Source organism: Priestia sp. SB1 (assembly GCF_038898415.1).
This window is the reverse complement of sequence record NZ_JBBJSS010000016.1, coordinates 1-24,071: the sequence shown is the minus strand read 5'-3', so window position 1 is coordinate 24,071 and position 24,071 is coordinate 1. Positions and strand designations below refer to the sequence as shown.

The window sequence follows — 24,071 nt, the reverse complement described above, 5'->3', positions numbered from 1 at the left end:
GGTTGATGGCAAAGGCTTTAATGAAGCCACTGTATATATTAATTCATCAGCCAGCGGAACGCTTGACGTAGATGTTTCACCTGATGGTCAAAACTTTACGGATCATGGAACGATGGCTGTAAGTGCTGGTATTACGGCGGTTTATAACTTGCCTTTAGATAGCACGAACAAATTTCTCCGATATAGCGTAACCGGCGCGGCAACAGATAATGTTACCTCATCGGTTGCTTTGAATTAGGGGGGATATAAATGGCAGATACTTATCCAAACTTTGCGGCTTTAGCGGCGGCGAGAAGTTATAGAACGGATTACTCTTTATCTATGAAACAAGGTAAATCCGGCATTGTATATTTCACGCCTCATGGCGGTGGTATTGAAACCGGGTGCTCAGAGCTGGCAGAGTTTTCGGCTGATTTAGATGATTCATATTATATGTTTGAAGCTAAACTATCATCCGGGAACGGGGTGCTTCATATCACTTCGACCAATTTTGACGAACCAAATGCAAGGAGATTTATTCCTAAGCATGATATAGCGGTTTCTTATCATGGCTATGGAGACTCGGCAGTGAAAAACACCAAAATTGGCGGCCTAGATTCTCAGTTACGAAAGTTTGTAGGTGAGGAATTTACTGCTGCAGGCATTCCTTGGGAGCAGGAACCCGAAGGCAGTAACATTGCTGGCGCGGAACCGGACAACATCGTAAATGTAACTAGACGAGGAAAAGGCGTTCAATTAGAGATTTCTACTCTACAGAGGACGTCTTTTTTTGGTACAAATACCGGTGCTCAACGCCGAAATACAACAAACCAGGAATTTTGGAATTACGTGAATGCAGTGAAACGCGCGGTTGCGCGGCATAAATCAACTTTTTATTAAAAATTGGGGGATAAATACACATGGAAGAAATTCTAAATCGACTAGACGATAAAAAAATTATTGGAAAGGTAACTCTAACAGACGGAGCTAAGTTGTCCGTACCCAAGTTATCTCTTTCAAAGATCATTTCTGTTGTAAAGTTTATCGGTACAGATGGCGCTCGCCTCTATGCTGATATTCGTGAATTATTGCTAGATGAAACAGTACAAGGTGTGGAGAAGCTAACTCTTGTTATGGCTGAATTACAAGAGAACCAGCTTATTCACATCTTTTCTATTTTGCTTGACCTTGAAGATGAAGAGGCGCTTTCTCTTGATATTAACGAAATGCTAGACGTTTTATTGGTATACATTGAGAAAACAAACATCAAAAAAACTTTTTTGCAAATCCGGACTCTGTACAAGGCTCTGTACAACAAAGAGATGCCAACGTTCAAGGAGATCCTCAACGATCTATTTCCTCCGGAGGAATTAGAGAAGGCCAAAGCGGAAGCGGCACAAGCAAAATCGGCTTCAATGCCGACAGCGATGCCGGCAACGGACTCACCTGGCGAGAACTAATTGAAATACTAGTTTCTCAAATTGAGTTTGTTTCGGCGCAATTCGGCTATACCGAAGAATACGTGATGGAGCATACCTTAGACTGGCTTAATGCTAAGTTCAAGCATGCCCAACGTATGAAATGGGAGCAATCTCAAGAAAGAGTATGGGAAGGCGTGAAAAGTCTTTTAGTTACACTGGATGTTGCCTTTAATAAAGGGAAATCGGTTGATAAGATCATGCCTTCTTCATACGATGAGGCCATTTCGCAAGATGAAGAAAGAAAAGAAAGAGAAAGCACCTTCGTTCAAGGACAATGGTGGGTTAAAGAATAAAAATCTTCTCCTGGTAAAGCAGGGGGAGATTTTTTTATTTGTCTAAAAGGAGGTGGAAGCGTGGCAGATACAGGTGGAAGTAATATTAATATTACAGCCAGTGATAGGCAAGCGCGGCGCACCATCGCATCATTCTTCCGTTCTGTAGAATCGCAAGCGCGGCGGTTTTCTAGGACTATGGATAGTACAAACCCTGTTGGTAATATAGCGGATTCCTTTGACGATTTAGGTGATCATTTCGATGATACATTTGAGGATATGGAGAATCGATCCAGGGGTTTTTATGATAGATGGGGGAATTACCACCGGAGAACAACTAGCACCATAGGGAGAGCCATTCGTGATCTACCGGAGCATTTAAAGCCATTCCATCAATCCTTAGATGATACTCGAAAACATTTAAGGAGCCTTAATTATGTAACTGTAAGCCTTGATGAAATGAGCGAGGCAGCTGTAAAATCCCAGGTTGCTATTAGTAAGGTGGGAAGTGTAGGAGCTGGCGGTAAAAGAGGAATTAAGATCATCAACGAGTTAAATAAATCCGTCAAAGAAACGCAACTCGCAATCCTGGGCCTTAACAGAGACGGTACTGTAAAAATATCGACTGAACAAACAGAAGATCGTTTGAAAGAGTTTCGGAGAGAAATCGAAAAAACAAAGGACGATTTAGAGGAACTTCGAAATGCTGGCGATTTTGCATCGTATGAAGCAGGAATGACCGTTGTTGAAAGAAAGCTCCGGGATGTCGATGAAGCAATGCGAGCGGCGGCTAGAGGTGGCCCAAGGTATACAGCAATGCTTGAACGCTTGGGTATTAATACAGCCGATGCTATGAACCGGGCGGCCATTGAAATGGAAGCCTACAAGGACACTTGGATTCGGAACATTCAACTGATGGAAAACCGAAAAGGGCAAGCTCAAAAAATGCTGGAGATTGTTCCGCAGACTTCTTCTATTCAGCGGATCGATTCGTTCTTTTTAGGAATTGGTATGCGTCTAGAAAAAATGGCGAAACAAAGCACTGCTGCCAGCATAGCCCTTCGGCAATTAGGGCCGGAAGCATCTATGAAGGATCTACAAGATCGAGTCATGATGATTAATATGGGCCTTATGCGAATGCAAATGGTAGCAATGGCGGCCGGAGTTGCTCTCGCCGGATTTACTGCAGTTATGTTTAACGCGGCTAAAGGCCCAAGCGTGGCTGATGTATTGCAAGAGCAAGCTGATGCGATGGCGAACTATCAAGCAGAGTTAGCAAGTCGGACGGAAGCAATAGAGAGCACCTGGAACATCTTTGAAAAGATACAGCTTGAGAAAACGACTCCAGGCAAGCTAATGTCGAACTTGACCGGCCAGGTTAATGCTATGAAGCAGTGGAACAAGAACCTATCTAGTATTGCTTCTCGAACCAGCACTGATTTTGCAAACTACCTTAGTAATTTAGGGCCGGAAGCGGCTGGTCAAATAGCAGCATTAAATAAAATGAGTGATTCGGAGCTTAATAAATACGTGGCTTTATGGCAGGAGAAACATCGCCTGGCAAGAACGCGAGCCACAAGTGAGCTGGCCCAATTAAAACAAGAAACGGATCAAAAGATCAAAGAACTACAGAATAGCTTAACCCCATTAGGAATTTCATTAGCAAGAGCGCAAGGAGCCTGGGCGCAAGCCTTGGGGCCTTTTGTTGATATATGGGGACGAGTAGCGGCGAAGATACTTGATGCAAGTACAGCGCTGGCAAACTTCATCAATCGTATGAATCAAGCGAACGATGATATAAGTCAAATGGGCGGCATGTTTGCTTACCTTGCAACAGCCATTACCTTGCTACTTTCACCAATGGCAATCGGTATAGGGAGAGCGGCTTCGTTTGCGGCGGCCTTTGGTTCTATGTGGATGATGATCGGCCCACTAATTCTTGGTTTAACCAGGATTATAGGGATTGCCAGCGTACTTTCGGCGGCCATAGTTGTCGTTGTTGGTTCCTTAATGAAAATGTGGGGCGCTTCAGAGAACCTCAGATCGTCCGTAGCGAATACTTTTACTCAACTTAAGCAAATAGTATCTAGTGCGATTGCGCCTCTTGTACCGGCTTTAAATAAGCTGAGAACAACAGTTATGTCAGCGCTCAATAGTATGGTAGGTGCTCAGAAAGCAGGTTCTTTCTGGCAGGCGATGGGCGATATTCTAGCAAGGGTAATAAACTTTGTTGTAAGTGCGCTTCTCCCTAAATTCCGGGCTGGCCTTGAAGCGGTGGTTGGTTTTATTGTTCAAATAGCACCAAAAGTCGGAAAAATGGTTCAAGCAGTAGCTGGCTTTATCAAGGTGCTCGTTTCTACAGTAACCAATGGAAACACGCTCATAGGTAAGATATTCCGAGTGGCCTGGACGGTTATAGAATTTATCATCAAGGGAGCCTGGGCCAATATAAAAGGCATCGTGACTTCGGGAATCGCTATTATAACCAACATTTTTCAGCTTTTCACTAACTTGCTTCAAGGAAACTGGAAAGCGGCATTCGGCAATTTAGTTGCGATTGTAAAAAATGTGCTTATTTTCATTTGGAATTACATCAACCTTATGGCACTCGGCCGGATACTAGGAATATTTAAATCTTTCTTTGTTGGCGGCATTGCTTTATTTAAGTCAGGGTTCGGAAAGATCAGTTTTAACGTCCAATATTTCATGTTGGCTATTCGTGAGTTTATCGAAAAAACATACACGCGTCTTACTACAGCCACAGGAAATGCCTTTAAATCAATGCTCAACTGGGCGCGGTCGATCCTTAGTTCAATGTGGTCGTTTATCCGATCAATTTTTACTACGATCTATAATTTCTATGCCAATATCATGCGTAGAACGTACATCGCTTTTTCTCAAGGGTGGTCAGGAGTCAAATCTCTTACACTATCATTCCTAAAAGCGGTGTGGGGCTTTATCCAGTCTTACTTCAAGTTTATTTATAATTTCTACGTCAATATCCTTCGCAGAATTTTTGTGATTTTCCAGTCGGGGTGGCGCGGAATTTATAACCTAACAATGAGCATTTTTAAATCGGTGTATAGCTTCCTGAGATCAATTTTTTCAAGCATTTATAGCACTATTTCTTCGGCCGTAACTCGAACGCGTCAATGGGTTTCTAATGGGTGGACTGCCCTTTGGAATCAGACAAAGACAATTTTTGGAAATATCAAAAAGTGGACATCTAAAACTTTTGACGACATCGTTACGAACGCCAAGAAGCTCCCAGGCCGCATAGGACAAGGGATTAAGAACATGGCTGGTTCCGTAAAAGGAGGCACTCTTGCTCTTGCGAATACATTAGCAAATGCCCTTGGAAAAGGAATCAACGGAGCAATTGGCGGTTTGAACTGGGTACTAGGTAAAATCGGCGTGGACAAAAAGATTCCAAAATGGCCGGTTCCTCAATACAAACGAGGAACGGCAGACCACCCCGGAGGATGGTTTATAGCCGGAGATGGAGGTCAAGAGGAATTAATCCAATTTGCTGATGGCCGAGTTACACTAAGCCCGGCAAAGGATACCTTGTATTATGGCGATAAAGGAACCCAGGTGCTAGATGGGCCAACGACTAAGAGGTTAAGAGATTCAGGTCTAATTCCTGGATACGATTCCGGTGTCGGTAAGGCTCTGAAGAAGAAAGCATTAGCAGCATTAGCTGCCACTAAATCCGTTGCTGGAAAGGCAAAAGATAAGGTGGTAAGTACGTCTAAGAAGGCAAAAGATTTAACTTTAGATGTATTTGAATATATGAGCAAACCAAAAGAGCTGATGGCAAAAGTATTTGCTAAGTATATCCCTTCGCTTCCTAAGATCGGCGGCGGCTTTGGTGATATTCTAAAAGGCTCTATTTCTATGGTGAAAGAGAAATCAATTTCTTATATTAAGAAGCAATTGAGTGAAGGCATAGGCAGTGCTGGTGGGTTCATGATGGGTTCCGGTAAAGTATCCGGCAACGTAACATCATGGATTAAGCAGGCCATTGCCATTACAGGTTCGCCAGGTTCTTGGCTTGGGCCATTGAGCACCATCGCCATGAAAGAATCAGGCGGACGTACCGGGCCAAGTACGATTAATAGATGGGATATCAACGCGAAACGCGGTATTCCTAGTATGGGTTAACAATTCAGCTCCTTTATATCGCGAGGTATATCGAAAACGCATTAAACTGCTGGAAACTCCTTAGAGCCTATTAAACTACAACGTAACTGGAAACGGTAAGCGTGAATGTTTAAAAATTAATAGGATTGGACAATCAGCATCGAAACTCCTTTCGTGGAGGACGTTCAACGACTATAATATGCGGGACTCCCCTTACAGAGTTCAAGGTATAGTCTAGTCCCTTTTAAATATGCAGAAATGCAGGGTATCAACGTTAATGCAAACCATAGGCCCAACATTTAATGCCTTCAAAAAACCTGGCTTAAATGACATCATGAACCCGGTACACAATGCTGTAGCGGCTATTAACTACATCAAAAAACGCTATGGAAATCCTTTCAATACACCAGGGATTCGTTCAATGGCAAGGGGCGGCCCATATAAAGGCTATAAATTCGGAGGAATCATTAATTCTCCGCAAATAGCAGCACTAGCTGAAAATGGAAAGCCTGAAGCTGTTGTTCCGTTGGTAGGAAGAGCAATGGACCCGTTTGCTGTGGGTGTAGCTGAAAAATTAGGAGAAATATTCAATTTGAATGTTGCAGATCGCGGAAACGGCAGTCCATATGTATTCCAGGTCAATCTAAATGGCCGACAAGTTGCTGAAGAAGTATTTAGAGATATCAATGAGCTTCAGCAAAGAAGTGAAACGCGTTCGAAACGCTCTAGAGGGGAGGTAGGATTGTAATGTCCTTTATGTTTAAAGGAATTTCATCAGAGAACTATTTTGAAGTCGGGAAAATACAAAGAAGTTTACTGCCTCCAATTACAAGAAATACGGTACAAATCCCTGGGCGACCAGGGGAAGTGCCGCAAAGCTCCAGTTTAGGAATGGCGAAGTTTACTATTCCTATTCGGATAAAAGAAGAAAACGTGTTTAGTTTTAATGAAGCCAAACGAGTGATTGCTCGTTGGCTTTTTTCTGATAAACCGGAGGAATTTATCCTTACGAAAGAACCGGATATTTATTACAATGCGTATTTAGAAGGAGAGACGGATCTAGACGAGATCCTCAAAGTCGGAAAGGGTACGCTTAACTTTATTGCTCCTGATCCATTGGGGTTTGATCGTATTGAAACAATAGGGAAATTAATCAGCGAGTCAAGCCAGGTCAAGATTGGCGGCACTTATAAAACCTTTCCATATTTAAAATTCACAGTAAAAAGGGATATAACTTTTTTAGCTTATATGGGGCCGAATGAAAAGGATTCTGTGGTTTTAGGAAGTGAGGTCGACATAGATACGCAAACGGCCAAGCCAAAGGAAGAACTAGTCTTTGATGATGATATGGATTCATTAACTGGATTTGGTTGGAGCGCCGGTTCCACTATCATTGATGGCGGCCAGGTCGCCGGAGAGATGATAGCAACCAACCAGACTTTTACTTATAACGATATTGGAACTGGAACAAAGTGGCATGGCCCTGCTATTAAAAAGGGGTTAACTACACCATTAGACGATTGGAAAGTAGAGTGCTGGCTTAAATTTGATACTACGAAAGATCCTAAGATGATCGCCAGGGCCGAGATTTATCTCATGGACGTGAATGGAGCTGTAATCGCAAAATTTGCTTTAAAAGATATATACCGCGATATTGCCAATACAACAACGGAATTCCGAGCTGGTGATATATCTACTGGCCAATACATCATTAAATCATGGGGAGCTAAACGTGGTGTCTATAACAACTTTTGGGGCCTGTTGTCTTTAAAAAAGGTAGGTAAAACTTACGAATGCTACATTACGAAAATCGTTAACGGAAAGCATACAACACGTATGTTTAAGCGATATACCGATGTAAAAAGTAAGTATAGCACTCCCAAATTGGCACAAATAGAGCTTCATATCGCTGGTACTGGCACGAGTCCTATTCCTACGAACGATCGGATTAACTTTGATCGGCTAAAAGTATGGAAAGTAAACACGCTCGCTCAACCAGCAGAGGTTCCTTATATAGCAAGGGCTGGCGATGTAATAGAGCTAGATCATTACACAAAAGAAGTCTTGCTGAACGGCCAGCCAAGAAAAGATTTGCTTGATCCTATATCTAAACTTTTTCCTATGGAGGGCAATAGCGCGGTTACTATTTATCCATTCGATGCCGTTACAGCAGAGATTTCTTATAGAAGTAGGTGGCTTTGATGTATATTTTAGAACGCGACACGATTATCGGGGAATTGGAGAACGATGGAAGTGGTGCGGCTTCATATTGGGATGATTTCATCGAGGAAAAGCTCAATGACGCGTACCTTACGCTTACATTTAAGATGGATGCAAACCACGAAACGGCGGCCTTGATGGTAGGTGACAGACGTATTGTCGCACCGGATGAGGATGGCCGTCTTCTTATGTTCCGAGTTGAAGAGGTAAAAGATAGAACGGAACAAGATGGCAGCCATTATAAAGAAGTATATGCCGAGCACATTGCCCTGGAGCTTCTAGGGAAAATCATTCGACCGACTACGTATAGTGGCTATACAGCAGAGCAGTATTTTGGTTCTATTCTTGAAAATACAGCCTGGCGGTTAGGGGAAATTGAATGGTCCGGAACCGGCGATGTGGTCATCGATGAGTATTTGAATGCGATCGAAGCCATTATCCAGGGCCGGTCAGTTTTTGGTGGTGATCTACGTTATAGAGTAGAATTTACCGGGCCTACAATATCTGCTCGATACATTGATTTACTTGAAAGGCGTGGTGAAAATCGCGGTGACCGCATTGAATACGCCTATAATATGACCGGGTTGACCAGGACTGAAGATACAAAGGAGCTGTATACAGCTTTAATTGGTATTACGCAAAGTAATGATGAAAACGGCGGCTATATGACCTTTGCTGATGTAGAAGCAGATGATAAGCCTTTAAACCAGGATTGGATTGGCGATGAAGATGCACTGCAACGTTATGGGTTAGAAGTGAACGGAACTTTGGCGCACTATTTTGGAGTTTATACGTATGATGGCCCGGAAGAATTAACGCCTAAATTGCTTCTTAATAAGACGCGAGAGGTACTAAAAACAAAATGTACACCAAACTATACTTATGAAGTCACAGCTAAAAAGCTCGGTGAATTGACAGGTTTGAATCCTAATGATTTTCGTCTAGGAGATACCATTACTATTCAAAACCTAGATTTAGAGCCTCCTCTGTTGTTAGAAGCGCGAATTGTTGAAGCTAAAACGCCTATTGAAGATAAAGACGAGGCTGAGTACGTAATCGGGGAATACCGGGATATTTATAGTGAGCATCAATATGCCATCTTAAAAAGGTTGCGAAATACGTATTTACGTGAATCCGCAAAGTGGGCAGAAACCGGTGCGAAGGTTATCCGAAGCAATTATCCCCCGGACGATCCAACTGCGGTGTGGATTGATACCTCCGGCGCAACGGATATCGTTAAAACTCTAAACCCTGAAAACGGCATGTGGGAAAAGGCCGCACCTACTTTGGCCGAGGAAATCCTATATAAAAATGGATTTACACTTGAATCATTACGTCCTGCCCAGGCTGGCGCTGATATAACGAGCTTAAATACGGCGGCCGATACTAGCAAAGTCGCTGGTACAACAGCAAGTGCGGTTCGTGATAATGCTTCAAGTGGTGCTCAGGCCAATTCTAAAATAGTCAAAGATGTCGGCTCCGGTACGCTTGAAAGTACGTCAGGTTCTCAAACAAAAGCTAATACGGCTCAAACAAAAGCCGAATGGTATGCCAGCGTAAAAACCGGCGTGAATTTAATTTCAAATATCACTGATCTTGCGTTGCCCGATCCGTATGTATGGGAAATGGGCGATACACCGGATGGAGTACCTGGGCCATTACTTAAAAAACAATATGTAGCCGGGGGAACAATTAATAATGCAAATCTAATGTTTCCTTCGATCAAAGTAGATCCTACGAAAACATACTTGTTTGAAATCTATGTAAAAGCTATGGATACAAATAGCTCTTATTGGTTGGGGAGAAAAGAATATCTTGCTGATCAAACCACCGAAAACCAAAGTGGGAATGGGCCGAATATGGTTGGCGGCCGAACACCAACGGCCAGCGATGTAGGCGTATGGAAAAAGCATTATTGTATTATTGCTCCGCATAATGCAGGGATTGCAGACAGCCATACGGTTACGGATTCGCCTTTAACACCGGATACAGACCATAAGTTTTTTAACGCTAATACGGCTTATATCAAGCCAAAAATCAGTTTAACTTATGCTCCGAAAGATGCGGCGCAAGGCTCTCTTATGTTTGCAACAAAATTTAGAGTAAGTGAAATATCTAGTGATGACTCGGTGTATAAAGCTATTCAGTCAAGCTCTAATACGGCTGAAGAAAATGCTAAAAATCATGCTGATAGTGTGGCGGCCACAGTAGAAGCAAATGCCAAGGAATACGCCGAAGATGCCAGCAATATCAAGGTGGGAACGTTGTCAGCTGATCGCCTATATGGGCAAATTCTAAGTGGTAAAAAAATGTACATTGTGGATCTCGATGCAGGAAATATTGTATCGGGCTTTTTGAGTTTCAGTATGGCAAAAGGTGGAGTTTTACGCCTGGGAAGCATTCAAGATGGAAACGGAGTGCTTCAGGTATTATCCGATACAGAAACCGTTATTGGTGAAATAAACGGATTGACCGGGGCTTCATTTACAACGGTTACAGCCGGGGATATTATTTCAGACAGCGTTGTTAAAAGAAATACATCTAATTTAAGTTTTTTTGTTGATCCAATTAATGGTGATGATAACAACGCCGGAAATAACTGGACGTACCCTCTTAAAACGATTCAAGAAGCCATCAATAGGGTTCCTAAATATAACGAAGGTCTTATTACAATTCAAACTCACTATAGTAATGCAACTAACATTACTGAAGAGGTTAAAATAGAAGGCTTTATCGGGAAAGGCTCCTGGGTGATCGATTTTCAGAGAACAACGAATACGCTCAATGGCTCCATTGCGATTTTACAAACCCAACAGGAAGTTACAATCAAGCGCGGAAGATTTGTGGCAGCAGGAAACTATGGTTATTGTGTATATGCTTTGCAGTCAGTTTCTTTTACGGTCGACAGTTGCGTTATGTATTGCAATGGAAGTATTGATTCTTACGGCGTATATGCAAATAGTTCATATGGTCGCGTACTCAGTACAAAAATTTACGATGCAAAACCGGCGGCCATTTGCTCCGGCTATGGTTCGCAAGTTGAAGTTAGGGATTGCGATGGAACTGGAAACAATCGTGGTTTGTGGGTTCTTGGCCCATCCGTTATTTCCGGGCCTAAAGATGGCACAGCGCCATCAGGAACTGCAAATACTTTCTCTTCTGATGGAGGGCAAATTACATCAAGTTTTACATTCCCATCATCTGCTCCAACAGAAACGCCACCGGCTCCAGACAAGACGTTTACATTTAAATCAACATCCAGTCAATCTTGGCGCGATACGTATGGCTGGAGAAGCGACAATAATTACGTGTACCAAGGCGAATGGTCCGGTGGAGGAAACCATCGCGGTCTATGGTTCTTCAATAGCGCAGATATTCGCGCTAAATTAGCTGGTTTAACAATTAAGCGAGTTCGTATTTCAGTTACAAGACTTTCTAAAGGCGGGAGTAGCTCGGCTCAGAAACCAACGTTTTGGATGCATAGCTATGATTCACCACCTAGTGGAACGCCTTTATTGGCTGCGTCATTTACCAGCGCGACTTCTTTCGCATGGGGTGATCCGGCTAAATGGGTAACTCTTCCGAACAATTACGGGAATGATCTTAGAGATAATTTGAGAAAAGGAATTGCCTTATTTAACTCGGATAGAGCGCCTTATATGTTGTTTAGTGGTTCGGCTACATTAGAAATTGTTGCAGGATCATAATTAAAAATTGGAGGGAACATTATGAAGATCATTATTTTTAACAGCGAAAACCAGGTATTAGATATCTTTTTAGCAGACGACATCGAAATTGAAGGAAATACAATTAGTTTTGACGGAAACCAGCTCGGCGGCCTTCGCGCTAATTACATCGTTGTTGACGATGATCAAACGGATGTACAGATCGGCGGTAAAATTCCTGAACTACTAAAAGAAAAAGATAAGAAGGATCAATTTTATAAAAAGGATCCTGTGAACGAATTTCAAAATCAAATAGATTCATTACAACAAGAAAGTACTATGCAACTTGAGGCCATTGCAGATATTTATGAACTATTAATGAATGGAGGTACAAAATAATGGTTATGATTTACGTTTTATTAGTTGAAAAAGGATTAAGAACGATTGACCAAGTACCAGCAAATTTACGCCCGGAAGTGGAACGCGTTTTATTGGAACGTCAAAATGCCAATTCTGAGCAAACATCTACACAAAGCGAGTGATTTTATGACTAGTCGAATCCCTATAGTAGATTTGTTTTTGTCCATCGTTTCCTTATGGTGGGCTTTTATTTGTTTTGCAAATAACAAGCTGTTCGATAATTTCCCCGGATTATTTAGGGTTTTTTCGCAAATAGCCGATGAAAAAACATGGGGATTTGTATTTGTAACTGCTGCGTCTGTAAAGATAATAGGCGTGGCTATTCAAAGAAAGTGGGTTAGAAAATTAGGTCTAACCCTTTCCGCACTGCTTTATGGGATTATTTCCTCCAGCTTCTTTTTATCCGAGTCCCCTTTATCTATTAGTGCAGGAACCTATTTTGCAATGACGGTTCTAGCTATATGGGGCATCCGAGAGGTGAAGTTTAGTGACGCATGACACGGTATTAGTATTAAAAGAAAGAATGCGCCGGCTTGAGGCTGATCTATTAGAGATCAAAGGCGAAGTTCGATCGCAAGGAAACGAAATTGATGTATTGGATAATGATAAAAACATCATTCTTTATCGCTTAGAACAAATTCAAAGACAATTAGATTCAATTTCAGCCACGCTGTCCAAAGATACCGGATGGCGTGGTTTTTTTATAGATTTTTTAAAGGCGGCCGCCCAAATTGCCGCATTGGTGGGCGCTGGAAAGTTTATATTTTGAGAGGGTGAAATAAATGCAAAGTCGTAGTAAACAAAACGTATTAGGTATTGATGTCAGCCACCATAACGGCGTGGTTGACTGGAAAAAGGTTGCTGGTGACGGATATAAATTCGTATACCTTAAACTTACCGAAGGAAAGAGCTATGTCGATAAAACAACTTACAATAATTATATAGCTGCTAAGAATGCTGGTTTACGAGTGGGATTTTATCATTATGCTCATGTAAATAATGATCCAGTAGCAGAGGTTAATTTCTTTCTTCAAAAGTTAGCAGATATGAAGGCTGACTTGCCGCACTGCTTGGATTTAGAAGAGAGCAAGGGTAAATCAAAGGCCCAAATTACAGCCTTCGCTTTAAAATGGATGGAATACCTGCAGCAGAAAACAGGAATCACACCTCTGCTTTATACAGGCTATTCGTTTATGGGGAACTTTTCAAATACAATGGCAAAGTATCCGTTGTGGGTTGCTCGCTATGCTGGTGGTTCAAAGCGTGTACAAGGTTTTAATGCTCCAGGATCGTCTACAGTTTGGAGAAGTTGGGCCATGTTTCAATTTACCGATTCCGGCAAAGTAAACGGCATTAAAGGCAATGTCGATATAAACGAAATGGATATTACTTTCTTTAAGAGTATCGATTCAGGAATAAGCCTTGTTGGTGATGCAAACCCACCTTCCTCTTATCGTAAAGGAGATAGCGGTTTAGGGGTAAAAGAGTTACAGCAAAACCTATTAAAATTGGGTGAAAAGCTCCCACGATACGGCGCTGACGGTTCTTTTGGAACTGAATTAGAGCAGGCAGTAAAATCATTTCAGGCAAGAAATAAGTTAGATCCAGACGGTATTGCCGGCAAACTAACCCTGGCCAAGATTGCTGATCAAATTAATAAACTAAATAAGCCGAAGGAAGAGGATCTACCAAAGGTTACTTCTCTAGGAGATAAATACTCGTTCCAGGTTAGAGCTAAAAAGGATATTGGTGTCTATAAATATTCTAACCTTGCGGAAAATCAGCGCATCATAAAAAAGGACACCGTATTTTCCGTTTACGGCTATACGGAAGGTGTAAAAGCCTATTCAGTCCCTGGAGGATTTGTTCAGGCACAGGACGTTGATACATTAGCTGTAAATATAAAAACCGGCGGCTTGAGCCAAAAGATGGAGAACGAGTTTCGTATATTCCTAAAAGCCGAGGGTATCGATAGCGAATTAGAATTATACGCAAAGGGAAATCCATCTGCCGAAATTACAGTGGGTGGTATTGATCTAGTGAAAGTGAAGCAATTCCTAGACAATAAAGGATGGTGGTATCGATGAGCCAAATCAACTGGAAGGTTCGATTTAAAAATAAATTATGGGTATCTTCGTTTATTTCTCAAACGCTGCTATTAATCCAGGCTATTATTCTTGGACTGGATAGCTTACATGCCATCCATATAAATATAGAAGCGCTGGATGCCTGGGTTAAATGGCTACTCGGTATTTTAAATGCTGTATTGGCCTATTTAACGTATTTGGGGATTGTTCAAGATCCTACTGTTGAAGGTGTAGGAGATTCCGCAAGGGTAATCAATCGGGAAGAGCCAGCGCCTAAAAATTCAAATAAGTTTGTATAAACAAAAAGCCGGGACTCCTTTTGTAGAGGAATCCCGGCTTTTTTACATGTGTGAGTTTTTACTATAAATAAGGGTCGTTACTCATTATACATATTGTTATACCGATTGTAAAACTTTCTTCTATTTGCATATTGCAAAGTGGTTAAAACAGAGCTATGATGTTCATGCCTTGGTAATTAGGCAATATGCAAATCAAAAGGAGATATGAAAAATGACTAAAAAACAGCTTCACATGGCACTGAGAACGCTGAAAAAAGAACTGCAAACGATTAATACTTTTAATGACTACGTAACCATTTCATTAAAGGGCCACAAGGTAACAAAAGCCTTATTTGAAAAGGGTATTAGTAAAACCGATATGAAACTTATATTAGCCTGGGAAGCGGCGAAAGAAGCGGCAAGAAGCCAGGCAATACAAAACGGAGCGGCTTAAAATAAGCCCTCTTTTTTTTGTTGCTTGCATAATGCCAAGCCTATATTCATCACTTTTATTTGCATAAGTGCAATTTGCATATTGCCAATAGACATAAAACGCGGTATGATGGGAATAGAGTTCATTTGCTTTTATGCAAATAGGAGGTTTACGAAATGACGAATAAGACTGCAGATAAATTAGATATGAATAAATTCACTAGGGTAAGTGCCAAGGTCGCAATCGACATGAGAAACGAAGCGAACAAAGAAGAAAAGGGTGCTCTCGTATTAATGAGCAGCATTAACGTAGCGGATTATCTTGGGAAATCTCGTCAGTGGGTTGATTGGGCGATCGTTAACTTAAAAGGTTTTCCAAAGCCGATCGTAGAGGTTAATCGCTATAAAGGCTGGTTACGAAATGAGATTTTAGATTTTGAGGAAGAGTACGGTTCCTTATTAAAAATAAAAGACTCTAAAAAGAAAGAAAAAAATGAGCAATAAGTACCGGTAACAAACGGTAAACAAAAGCGTTTATTTCTGATATAGTAGGGGTAAGTTATTAGCATACTCATTTCATTGCATGCTTGCCATGAAGCACCTTTCTATTCTATATAAGCCGTTTTAGAATATTAGTAAGTTGAATTTGATTGACCACCTTTTGCATAAGGAGGTATCCGATTCTATCTCCAAGAAAAGCCCAGGGACAAATGTTTAAGCCTCATTTGTTTCCTGGGCCTTTTTGGTTTCTACAGCACAAAAAAAGCTCCTGCGTTTGCAGGGGCCTTTTTATCAGTGCATTTCTAGCCTTACTAATATGGTGCGGCCGGTTACGTATTGGCCGTTGCTTATTTCGTATCCTTGCTCTTCGGCGTAGTAGTAAAAATCGTGGTACTCTTGAGCGCCTTTCAAATACGCATATCCCACTCGTAATATCTGCTGTAATTTTCTTTCTAAGCGATCAATATTCATCTTTATTCTCCCTTTCCCATACGATATTGTTATCTCTATTGTTATAGCGTACCGCCATAATGTTTGGGTTCTTTTCTGCAAAGGCTATTATATACTTTTGCATTTTATTAAGGCTTCTATATTGGCCGCCGGTATAAGGGGCCTCTTTTCCGTTGGTATAGATTAAAGTAAACATTTTATCTTCTCCTTTTCATTTGCATATTGCCAAATACCTTACAAACACATCATACCTCTGAAAAATCAGAATTGCAACATAATAGTTTACAATCGGTATAACTTTTTGATAAGATAATAAGTGGTCAAGGAGATTCCAACATCCTTCCAATTTCTCATGTTTTTTGATTTACGCGATGATTTTTTCATAGTTTGCTTTTCTTTTATTAGCTATGGGGCTAATGTTGTAAATCCTTCTTGTTATAGTGGTTAAAGTGTGGATACGGTCAAGCTTTTACGCAAAGAAAAAACCTCCGAGTCATGACGGGGGTTTTTCTTTGTTTTTCTTTTCTTTTTTCCTCTTCGTTTCTCCACCTATTCTTCCTTACAGATTTCAAAAACGCTTCTATTACTTATATACGTCTATTCCTACAGCGGTAATATTAATGAAGTAAATAATCGTTATTTGCCGATGTAGATTTTCAGTAGGTACAATCTCGATTATTAAGACGTCACCGGCTTCTTAGCTTCATATTCTCGTACTCTTTTATAAAAAGTGGATTTGCTCATACCTAGAGCCTTGAAAGCCTGGACAGCCGTAATTTCGTGGCTTCTCCATTTATTATAGGTTTCTAGGAACACCTCATCTATTTCCATTTTAGGGCGGCCATATGCTTTCCCTGCTGCCAGTGCAATATCAATTCCCTCGCGTTGGCGCTTACGGATAGCATTACGTTCTTGTTCGGCCTGGAAAGAAAGAATATATAAAACTAGCTCGGCTACAAAGTTCCCTAAACTATCCTTATACTTTCGAGTATCTAAAATATCCTTGTTATCTAGTACAACAATATCTACGCCCATATCTTTGTTTATTTCGCGCCATTCTCTTGCAATCTCTTCTCGGTTACGTCCGAACCGATCCAAGGAGTGAATATACAAAACGTCCCCTTCTCGAAGATATTTCTTTAAATCTTGATATCCGGGCCGATTGAAATCTTTTCCCGATTGCTTATCTTCGAAAATTTTGTCTATCTCCATTTTTTCCATCTCTTTGCGTTGACGTTCCAAATTTTGGTCTTTGGAACTTACACGTATATATCCAACATTTGAACCTGGCATTTTACATCGCTCCCCACAGCGTTATAAATTAACAATATTTAACTATTGTAATAGAATTATACCAATTACGTGCTAAAAAGTACACGAAATAACGCGCACGTTCTTTTATTATTTTTGGACTTTTTAAGACGGTTGTTTTTATAGAGTTTTATAGAAGTTTTTTTGTCCTAAAAAGTCTACTTTTTTGCACCACAGATTTTACCAATTATATAAATTTAATTTTCAGATAATTATAGGCGCTTTTTTAAATGTGCCTGTTGCCATGTACATTTTCCTATTTACCGAATGTTACCTCTTGGGGTACAATTAACGAAGATAACCAAAACAAATAATTTTACTCATTATTAGGAGGAATTAGCATTGAACGTTAAACCACTTGGAATTGTAAGAAAGATAGATGAACTCGGCCGCATCGTTATTCCGAAAGAAGTTAGACGTCAACAAGGATGGACGACAGGTACTCCAGTAGAAATGCTTGGAAGTGAAGATGGAGTATTTATTCGCCCTTACTCTATCGGAGATCAAGACGCAGTTATTAGAGCATTAGAAGCTAAGAAAAGTTTTGTAGAAGATGTTCGTGTGAAAAAAGCACTCGATCTAGCTATTAATACATTTAAGTAAGGAGAGGATATATTTCCTCTTCTTTTTTATTTGCATATTGCCAAACGGTAACAACCGGTATATAATGTATTTAGAAACATATTCCATAACAAGGAGCTAAACTATGAAAACTAAATTATTAAAAGCTGTGGCGGCCCTGGCGGTTCCGGTTGTATTTTCCCTTTCTGGTTGCAGTGCATCCGACTTCACCACTTCACCACCTCAGAAAACGCAGGATGAGCCAAAGCAAGAGCAAACTTCTACTTCTACAGAATATGACGTAAAAATTGATTTCCCGGAGGATCGTTACCCTTTAACGGCCAAGCATATTAAAGATGCTATAGCTGATGGGCAGGATAAGATTTGCACCATTGATCGAGCTGGCGCAGATGAAAATAGGAAACTCTCATTAAAAGGCGTTCCTACTAAACCAGGATACGATCGTGACGAGTGGCCAATGGCGATGTGCGAAGAAGGCGGCCAAGGTGCAGACATCGAGTATATTCCTCCTTCAGACAATCGCGGCGCAGGCTCTTGGGTTGGCAATCAGCTTGAGCAATACGAAGATGGAACAAAGGTATATATAGAAGTTCAATAATAAGGAGGAAATCATTCATGTATAAATTAATGACGGATATTTTGACTGTAGCAAATAAAGAAGAGGGTACGCCGGATCTTGAGCATTTTAAAAAAGTCATAAATGAATTTAGTCAATCACGAGAAGTAAAAAATACTAAAACTCGCGTTGACTTAATTTTGTTAGTAGCCGGGCTGTTGGATTGGAGCGAAGAAGAATTCCAGGATGTTTTAAATCGCTTTGCAAGTATTCAATTTAAAGATAAGACAGGCATGGATATTGAACAATTTATTTCTTCTACAAAAAAACAAAACTCTAAAGACGTTCATTAAGGGAGGAATTGAGCATGGCTACTGAAAAAGGGTATATAGCTAAATGTATTAATGCAGGGGGGACTGTTAACCTAAAAATAAATAAGAGGTATTATGTTTATCCAAATGGAAAAGATACAGTTTATGTTTCCAAAGAATTTCATCCGAAAAAAGCACACTTTGGTTGCTATTATACATCGTATTTCGAGTTACTGGATGAGATCCCGGAAATGGGAGAGGCAGCAGAACCGGAAATGACTCCAGCTGTAGAATTAGAAGCTGAACCTGAGAATTACGAGCAAACTAGTCTTTTTTAAGGGGGGAGCTAAATGAATAAGCAAATGGACTTTAAAACGTGGATGAGAGAAGTAAAAAACATTGATGTATCTATTCTAAGGATGGCAACTCAAACATGGGATCGCTATCTTGACGAGTACAATGAATATAAATATGGCAAAAGAGAAAAGGCCCACTCATAGAGGGGTCTTTTTTATATGTCGAAAAAATCATCCGGCTTCTTTCCTTTATCGATCGAGCGAATTGTTTTCATTACCTTTTTTAAAACAATTGAACCCGGCACATATTCTTTATCCGTACAGAGCCTCCACATTGTAGCCATAGAAACCTTGCTATGTTCAGCAAAATCCTTTTGTGTAATCCCTTCCCTATCAAGCCATTTCCCAAATTTCGAACGCTTTGGGTTTTTCCACCATGCCATTTTAAATACCTCCTTTTTATAGCATTCTGTCCATTACACTTAAAAATATAAGTATTAATTTTAATTTTTTAAGTATAGTGGACAGGCGGCCATCAATATACTTTATTAAGACGTCAAAACGGACGTCAAAACACAAAAAGGGGCTGTTTTTAATGAATAAAGAGCTTGCGATTGCGTTATTATCACAAAAAGGTGTGTATTTGACGTCAGAAGGAAAACGAATCCTACAGGACTTAATTAAAGAAAAAACCTTACAGGAGGCAAAATAAAAAGCCATTTTTGATAAAAGGAGGAAAATTAGTGTATAGACCAACTGTAAGGTATGCGGATGAATATAAAACGTATGTTGATGAATTGTTTCAGGCAACTTCGCTCGATCGAAACCAAATTTTACGTGCAGCACTTTTTTCTGCTGCCTACTCAAAAGAATTTCATGATATTATTCTACGCTTCAAAAAGAAAGACGTCCCCACTCCCTCGCCTGGATGGAGCCTTGGGGATTCCCGTTGGTGGCGGTATCAAGATGTAGAAAAAGAACAAGAAGAGAGGGACCTCAATGCTTACGATCGCGGAAAAGGAAGTTATGAGAAGGATAGCGCGGCTGGCAATAATGGAGGAGGAAATGCTTCACGAAATGAGCCAACACAAAAAGCGCCGGTTCCACGAAAGGCCGAGAGACGAACTGGGCCGTTGGCTTCCGAACGAGGGAGGGACGTCATTCGAGGAAATGGAGGAGGAATTACAATCCGACTCTCCTAGAAAAATAAAAGTGGTCCGCAATAAAGAACGGCCACATACGTATGACGTCAAAGATACAGGATTTAATATAGAAGATTTAAAATCATTGCTGGCAGTAATCGGTGTATTAGGGGCGTTTCTACTGGCGGTTTTCACATAAAAAAAGAGCCTATATAAATAGACTCTCTCCTCGATTTCTTCTACCTGAAAATTGTGTGCAATAAAATCATAACAAATATGAATGCTTGCGGCAAGAGCCATCGGATATACTGGCATGTGTATAGATGGCTCTTATTATATTTATGTCATATTCCATAAAAAAAGTTCATCTTTTTTTATTTGCATATTGCCAAAAGGAGAAAACAGAGGTATGATGTGTTCGTAAGGTAATTAGGCAATATGCAAATACAACTATATGGAGGAATTCAAATGAAAGAACAAATTTACAACAAAATCGAGGACTTAAACTTTCAAATCTTAGAAGGTATGAAAATGCTAACACAAGCAAGAGAAGAATTGCAGAAAGATCAATATAGCAAAGAGCAATTAGAAGCTCTACGAAACATTGTAACTTTTTACGAAGAAAGACTAGAGGATCTAAAAAGCCAGATCGAAGAGCAATGGAACGAACTAAATAAAATCAACAAAGAGTTGATTGGATAAGCAAGAGCCTGCCGAATAGCAGGCTTTTTTCTTGTTCAAAAAGTTTGTTTATTTATCATTTGCATATTGCCAAATTAATAAAAGAGAGGTATGATATAGAAGTAAGGTATTTGGCAATATGCAAATAAAAGGAGGAAGCACAAATGAACTTACAGGAAAAAATCAAAGCTAAGATTCAAGATAGCGTAAAAGAAAAGGTAAATAATAATATACCGATGAGTGTAAAAGATATGGTATACGAAGTAAGAAAGCATGGCGCAGTAAAGGTAGACTCAAGATACGAAGCGGAGGAAATTAAAAAGGCCGGCGAAGAGCAAGCCTACGAATTCCGCATTAGAAAGAGCGGCTGGAACTTTCTCGTAATAGACGCAGAAGCGTAATAAACCCTGGGGGCTTCGGCTCCCTTTCTATATAAAGGTGATTTAACAATATGCAAATAGCGGAGGGAAAACAAATGAATAACGTAAAAAGCGGCACATTTTTACTGATTGAAACTAAGGATATGGAAGTGAAAATAAGCTCGGTCATACAGACCTTGCAATTGGCCCTGGTTGATACCAAGGAGCGAGACTTCCTTATACAAGAAGCCATTCACCAATTACAAGATACAAAATTAAATTTTTAATAGCTAGAAAACCACCTGACAAAAAGGTGGTTTTTTTGCTCATAATTGACAAGTTTTTCTTGCTTTTTCAATATCAAATTAGTAAAATATTACTTGTACCGGTAACATACGGTATAAAAAACTTAATAAGGAGACTAGAGAATGATGCTAAAAAAATTGGGTGGTATTGCATTAATTGGCGGTTTAGCAGTAGGTTTGATTGGGGGAGCACCTACTGCACATGCGGCGGCCAAGGACGACTTAATCATCGTAAATAAGCATTACAACAAATTAATGTACTTGCAAAACGGGTATGTTAAACAGGAAAGTAAGGTGGGTACAGGGCGTTCTTGGGAATTAACACCGGTTGGCCACTTTAAGGTAGTTCAAAAGATTAAGAACCGGCCATATTACAAGAAAAACATTCCTGGAGGAGCACCAAATAATCCACTTGGCGCACGTTGGTTAGGACTTAGCGTACCAGGCTCATCTGCATCAAAGGCCGGTAGCGTATACGCGATTCATGGTAACAGCAATCCTTCTTCGATCGGCGGCTACGTAAGCTCCGGGTGCATTCGTATGTATAACGATGAAATTATTAAGATGTACGACCAAGTTCAAAAAGGCACACCGGTAGCGGTAACTAATAGCGAGAAGTCGTTCCAGGAGCTTGCTAAGATATATGGTTACAAGATTAAAGGCTGGAAAACTAAATAAGGGGGTCATTGGTATGAATGAGCACCAAAAAAAGATTAGAGAGATTACTAGGTACTTAGAAAAGAAAGGCTATTCTAGTGTGGAATTTGATATGGATTTAGCGGAGATAGGGAGCGATGATAGACATTATTACTTCTATGCAACTCCGGATCATGATCCGAATTTCAAGTGGCATATAGTAATTAAAGATACAGGCAAGGGCGAGGAAGGGTTTGAGATTACCCCAAAAACGCGTGAGCCGAGACGATATGGTTTTTATTAACCAATAAGGGAAGGCATAAAAGCCTTCTCTTTTTTTTAAAACTTTTCATTTGCATATTGCCAAACGGTAACATACGGTATATAATATAAGCGTAAGGTAATTATTAACAAGGAGGTAGCAGATCAATGGCAGCAGAACAACTGGATATATTCGGCTGGGTGGATGAAGGCATGGCACAGCCGAAAAAACCCAAAAGCAAGCCGAAGAAACCAAAGCCTAAACCAAAGCCAAAAAAGCCTGTAGAAACAAAGCTGGAGCCGAAGAAGCTCAAGCTAAAACTGAAAACAGGCGAGGTTGCTTATCAGTGTATGGAATGCGATGACGAACCTACGATATACGATCGCATAAAGCCTATGGCGAAATGCCCTGTATGTAACGTACTTCTAGAGGTTGTGGATGAAAAAATACCTGAAATTAAAATGGAGGCGACTAAAGGATGGCTATGACAATGACTTTAACAGCGAATTCGGATTGGATGAAAATTTACTTATATGCGACTCAACTTGCTTTTGATAACGGTATCGACTTACCGAGTAATATAGACGATTGGAGTAGCAAAAAGCTCCTTAACTATATAGCACGAACTGAGAAAGAGTACGGAAAACTTTCAGCGATTATGTAAGCTAGGAAGCCAGGTCTTACCTGGCTTTTTTAGATCAAAGGGGAGTATTGCAATGGCTTCTAAAATATTATGCGTTGTATTAGTTGTTTTTGTAATTACAGCACTTTCAGGAATAGCATTAAAACTTGAAATTGTAGAGCTAATAGGAGAAATCGGTTCACTGGCAATGGGAACCATGCTATATCAAACAATATCTGATGGGGGAAAAGAAGATGAAATTTAATCTGTGGGATTTTCTAATGATGAATATATTCGTAGAGGAGGAGAGACGAAAGAACGCTCGAAAAGAAGTCAACCCGGAGCACAAGAAGCCGCGTATATGGCCTATAGTCATTGGATGGCTTGCATGTAGTTTTTTATCGGGAATAGCAACACTTTTTGAATTAAAAACGCTGGTGGTACTGACTAATGTTGCTGGTATCGGCCTAAGTATCCTATTTATCAGAGCATTAATAAAAAGGTTATCAAAAAGATGAACGGCTTTTTACTGGCATTTTCGATGATGTTCATGCCATTCTACTTTTCTATAGTATTATCGGTGATTATAAAGGCAGTGTTTCTGTTTAAAGAGCGAGGGTATATGAAGCCCTTTCTAATGATAGGCGGCGCGATTATAACCCTTCCTCCAGCAATAACTTTCTTTAGTCATATGTTGCAACAACTGGAAAAGGCTTTATTATAGTCGTATGGGGAGGTAATTTAAATGTTTTATGGTAATTTCACAATAGATTCGGCACTCTTTTATTTAAAACAACTTATAGGAATTATTGCAGTGCTTGTAGCCATGCAATATGGATTAGGGAAAATAAAGATGGATAAGGGTTTATTCATTATGTATCTCTTAGGAGCTACAATGGGTTCATTGCTTATTGTGACGGGTATTGAATTGTATTTAGATGGAACGATATCATTTAAATAAATCGGAGGTAATGAAAATGACAGAGGAAAAAGAAAGAAATTTATCTTACAAAGAAGAGCATGGATTTACGGAACCATCTGTATTACCGCGTGAGTGGCAAATGATAATAGTAATAGGAT

The 24,071-nt window shown here is 40.3% G+C and carries 34 protein-coding genes and 1 pseudogene; 31 read left to right on the top strand and 4 right to left on the bottom strand.

From position 1 onward, the window contains the following. The first annotated feature begins 249 nt into the window (after positions 1-249). From WKH56_RS33145 to WKH56_RS33075, 15 genes and pseudogenes are all read left to right on the top strand, one after another. Positions 250-879: a poly-gamma-glutamate hydrolase family protein gene (locus WKH56_RS33145; protein ID WP_342837635.1), complete on the top strand. Its 630-nt coding sequence runs from the start codon at positions 250-252 to the stop codon at positions 877-879. Positions 880-899: 20 nt separating this feature from the next. Next, on the top strand, positions 900-1,439 hold the full coding sequence (locus WKH56_RS33140) for a hypothetical protein (protein ID WP_342837633.1): 540 nt from the start codon (positions 900-902) through the stop codon (positions 1,437-1,439). A 65-nt stretch (positions 1,440-1,504) separates the two neighbouring features. Continuing rightward, positions 1,505-1,753, top strand: a complete 249-nt coding sequence (locus WKH56_RS33135; protein ID WP_342837631.1) for a hypothetical protein — start codon at positions 1,505-1,507, stop codon at positions 1,751-1,753. A 60-nt stretch (positions 1,754-1,813) separates the two neighbouring features. Further along, entirely contained in the window at positions 1,814-5,896 is a 4,083-nt protein-coding gene (locus WKH56_RS33130; RefSeq protein ID WP_342837629.1) for a hypothetical protein, read from the top strand. A 253-nt stretch (positions 5,897-6,149) separates the two neighbouring features. Further along, a pseudogene (locus WKH56_RS33125) lies at positions 6,150-6,401 on the top strand (lysozyme family protein); the annotation flags it as partial. Positions 6,402-6,631: 230 nt separating this feature from the next. Then, the gene (locus WKH56_RS33120; RefSeq protein WP_342837627.1) at positions 6,632-8,077 is read left to right on the top strand and encodes a distal tail protein Dit; all 1,446 of its coding nucleotides are present in this window, start codon (positions 6,632-6,634) and stop codon (positions 8,075-8,077) included. Beyond that, positions 8,077-11,802, top strand: coding sequence for a phage tail spike protein (locus tag WKH56_RS33115; RefSeq protein ID WP_342837626.1), 3,726 nt, complete (start codon positions 8,077-8,079; stop codon positions 11,800-11,802). The genes WKH56_RS33120 and WKH56_RS33115 overlap by 1 nt, the downstream gene beginning before the upstream one ends. A 21-nt stretch (positions 11,803-11,823) precedes the next feature. Next, positions 11,824-12,159, top strand: coding sequence for a hypothetical protein (locus WKH56_RS33110; protein ID WP_342837625.1), 336 nt, complete (start codon positions 11,824-11,826; stop codon positions 12,157-12,159). Then, entirely contained in the window at positions 12,159-12,302 is a 144-nt protein-coding gene (locus WKH56_RS33105; RefSeq protein WP_342837623.1) for a CD1375 family protein, read from the top strand. Before WKH56_RS33110 ends, WKH56_RS33105 begins: the two co-directional genes overlap by 1 nt. A 4-nt stretch (positions 12,303-12,306) precedes the next feature. Further along, positions 12,307-12,678 carry a hypothetical protein gene (locus WKH56_RS33100; RefSeq protein WP_342837621.1) on the top strand — a complete coding sequence of 124 codons (372 nt, stop codon included), beginning with the start codon at positions 12,307-12,309 and terminating at the stop codon, positions 12,676-12,678. Next, complete coding sequence (locus WKH56_RS33095) at positions 12,668-12,949, top strand: hypothetical protein (RefSeq protein WP_328139623.1); 282 nt, start codon at positions 12,668-12,670, stop codon at positions 12,947-12,949. The genes WKH56_RS33100 and WKH56_RS33095 overlap by 11 nt, the downstream gene beginning before the upstream one ends. A 13-nt stretch (positions 12,950-12,962) precedes the next feature. Beyond that, positions 12,963-14,267 (top strand): GH25 family lysozyme, encoded by a 1,305-nt coding sequence (locus tag WKH56_RS33090; RefSeq protein WP_342837617.1) that lies wholly within the window; start codon positions 12,963-12,965, stop codon positions 14,265-14,267. Continuing rightward, complete coding sequence (locus tag WKH56_RS33085; protein ID WP_342837616.1) at positions 14,252-14,566, top strand: phage holin; 315 nt, start codon at positions 14,252-14,254, stop codon at positions 14,564-14,566. The genes WKH56_RS33090 and WKH56_RS33085 overlap by 16 nt, the downstream gene beginning before the upstream one ends. Before the next feature lie 211 nt (positions 14,567-14,777). After that, positions 14,778-14,999, top strand: coding sequence for a hypothetical protein (locus WKH56_RS33080; RefSeq protein WP_342837615.1), 222 nt, complete (start codon positions 14,778-14,780; stop codon positions 14,997-14,999). A gap of 155 nt (positions 15,000-15,154) precedes the next feature. Continuing rightward, the gene (locus WKH56_RS33075) at positions 15,155-15,481 is read left to right on the top strand and encodes a helix-turn-helix transcriptional regulator (protein ID WP_342837614.1); all 327 of its coding nucleotides are present in this window, start codon (positions 15,155-15,157) and stop codon (positions 15,479-15,481) included. A 288-nt stretch (positions 15,482-15,769) separates the two neighbouring features. Here the strand turns inward: WKH56_RS33075 and WKH56_RS33070 are convergent, their stop codons facing one another. From WKH56_RS33070 to WKH56_RS33060, 3 genes are all read right to left on the bottom strand, one after another. Beyond that, entirely contained in the window at positions 15,770-15,949 is a 180-nt protein-coding gene (locus WKH56_RS33070; RefSeq protein ID WP_342837613.1) for a hypothetical protein, read from the bottom strand. Further along, positions 15,939-16,124, bottom strand: a complete 186-nt coding sequence (locus WKH56_RS33065) for a hypothetical protein (protein ID WP_342837611.1) — start codon at positions 16,122-16,124, stop codon at positions 15,939-15,941. The genes WKH56_RS33070 and WKH56_RS33065 overlap by 11 nt, the downstream gene beginning before the upstream one ends. Positions 16,125-16,606: 482 nt before the next feature. Next, positions 16,607-17,221, bottom strand: coding sequence for a recombinase family protein (locus WKH56_RS33060; protein WP_342837610.1), 615 nt, complete (start codon positions 17,219-17,221; stop codon positions 16,607-16,609). A gap of 360 nt (positions 17,222-17,581) precedes the next feature. Between WKH56_RS33060 and WKH56_RS33055 the strand changes: the two genes are divergently transcribed. The 5 genes from WKH56_RS33055 to WKH56_RS33035 all read left to right on the top strand — a co-directional run bounded on the left by WKH56_RS33055 (position 17,582) and on the right by WKH56_RS33035 (position 19,188). After that, a complete protein-coding gene (locus WKH56_RS33055; protein ID WP_342837608.1) occupies positions 17,582-17,842 on the top strand; it encodes an AbrB/MazE/SpoVT family DNA-binding domain-containing protein in 261 nt (86 codons plus the stop codon). A 103-nt stretch (positions 17,843-17,945) separates the two neighbouring features. Beyond that, the gene (locus WKH56_RS33050) at positions 17,946-18,419 is read left to right on the top strand and encodes a NucA/NucB deoxyribonuclease domain-containing protein (protein WP_342837606.1); all 474 of its coding nucleotides are present in this window, start codon (positions 17,946-17,948) and stop codon (positions 18,417-18,419) included. Between the two features lie 17 nt (positions 18,420-18,436). Further along, positions 18,437-18,730, top strand: coding sequence for a hypothetical protein (locus WKH56_RS33045; protein WP_342837605.1), 294 nt, complete (start codon positions 18,437-18,439; stop codon positions 18,728-18,730). A 14-nt stretch (positions 18,731-18,744) separates the two neighbouring features. Further along, positions 18,745-19,026 (top strand): hypothetical protein, encoded by a 282-nt coding sequence (locus WKH56_RS33040; RefSeq protein WP_342837604.1) that lies wholly within the window; start codon positions 18,745-18,747, stop codon positions 19,024-19,026. A 12-nt stretch (positions 19,027-19,038) separates the two neighbouring features. Then, a complete protein-coding gene (locus tag WKH56_RS33035; RefSeq protein ID WP_342837603.1) occupies positions 19,039-19,188 on the top strand; it encodes a hypothetical protein in 150 nt (49 codons plus the stop codon). An 11-nt stretch (positions 19,189-19,199) separates the two neighbouring features. Here WKH56_RS33035 and WKH56_RS33030 read toward each other — a convergent pair whose 3' ends face one another. Then, complete coding sequence (locus WKH56_RS33030) at positions 19,200-19,427, bottom strand: transcriptional regulator (RefSeq protein WP_342837602.1); 228 nt, start codon at positions 19,425-19,427, stop codon at positions 19,200-19,202. A gap of 300 nt (positions 19,428-19,727) precedes the next feature. On the opposite strand from WKH56_RS33030, the gene WKH56_RS33025 reads away from it, so the two are divergent. The 11 genes from WKH56_RS33025 (at position 19,728) to WKH56_RS32975 (ending at position 23,952) form a co-directional block, all read left to right on the top strand. Then, the gene (locus tag WKH56_RS33025; protein WP_342837601.1) at positions 19,728-20,186 is read left to right on the top strand and encodes a hypothetical protein; all 459 of its coding nucleotides are present in this window, start codon (positions 19,728-19,730) and stop codon (positions 20,184-20,186) included. Between the two features lie 408 nt (positions 20,187-20,594). After that, positions 20,595-20,828 carry a hypothetical protein gene (locus WKH56_RS33020; RefSeq protein WP_342837600.1) on the top strand — a complete coding sequence of 78 codons (234 nt, stop codon included), beginning with the start codon at positions 20,595-20,597 and terminating at the stop codon, positions 20,826-20,828. 143 nt (positions 20,829-20,971) lie between these two features. Next, on the top strand, positions 20,972-21,208 hold the full coding sequence (locus WKH56_RS33015) for a hypothetical protein (protein WP_342837599.1): 237 nt from the start codon (positions 20,972-20,974) through the stop codon (positions 21,206-21,208). A 74-nt stretch (positions 21,209-21,282) separates the two neighbouring features. Next, positions 21,283-21,453, top strand: a complete 171-nt coding sequence (locus WKH56_RS33010) for a hypothetical protein (RefSeq protein ID WP_342837598.1) — start codon at positions 21,283-21,285, stop codon at positions 21,451-21,453. Positions 21,454-21,609: 156 nt separating this feature from the next. After that, on the top strand, positions 21,610-22,149 hold the full coding sequence (locus WKH56_RS33005) for a L,D-transpeptidase (RefSeq protein ID WP_342837597.1): 540 nt from the start codon (positions 21,610-21,612) through the stop codon (positions 22,147-22,149). Between the two features lie 13 nt (positions 22,150-22,162). Beyond that, a complete protein-coding gene (locus tag WKH56_RS33000; protein WP_342837596.1) occupies positions 22,163-22,411 on the top strand; it encodes a hypothetical protein in 249 nt (82 codons plus the stop codon). 125 nt (positions 22,412-22,536) lie between these two features. Next, positions 22,537-22,857 (top strand): hypothetical protein, encoded by a 321-nt coding sequence (locus tag WKH56_RS32995; RefSeq protein ID WP_342837595.1) that lies wholly within the window; start codon positions 22,537-22,539, stop codon positions 22,855-22,857. Beyond that, positions 22,848-23,033 carry a hypothetical protein gene (locus WKH56_RS32990; RefSeq protein ID WP_342837594.1) on the top strand — a complete coding sequence of 62 codons (186 nt, stop codon included), beginning with the start codon at positions 22,848-22,850 and terminating at the stop codon, positions 23,031-23,033. The genes WKH56_RS32995 and WKH56_RS32990 overlap by 10 nt, the downstream gene beginning before the upstream one ends. A gap of 52 nt (positions 23,034-23,085) precedes the next feature. Further along, complete coding sequence (locus WKH56_RS32985; protein WP_342837593.1) at positions 23,086-23,256, top strand: hypothetical protein; 171 nt, start codon at positions 23,086-23,088, stop codon at positions 23,254-23,256. Next, positions 23,246-23,509 carry a hypothetical protein gene (locus WKH56_RS32980; RefSeq protein ID WP_342837592.1) on the top strand — a complete coding sequence of 88 codons (264 nt, stop codon included), beginning with the start codon at positions 23,246-23,248 and terminating at the stop codon, positions 23,507-23,509. The genes WKH56_RS32985 and WKH56_RS32980 overlap by 11 nt, the downstream gene beginning before the upstream one ends. 227 nt (positions 23,510-23,736) lie before the next feature. Beyond that, entirely contained in the window at positions 23,737-23,952 is a 216-nt protein-coding gene (locus tag WKH56_RS32975; protein WP_342837591.1) for a hypothetical protein, read from the top strand. Positions 23,953-24,071 lie beyond the last annotated feature (119 nt).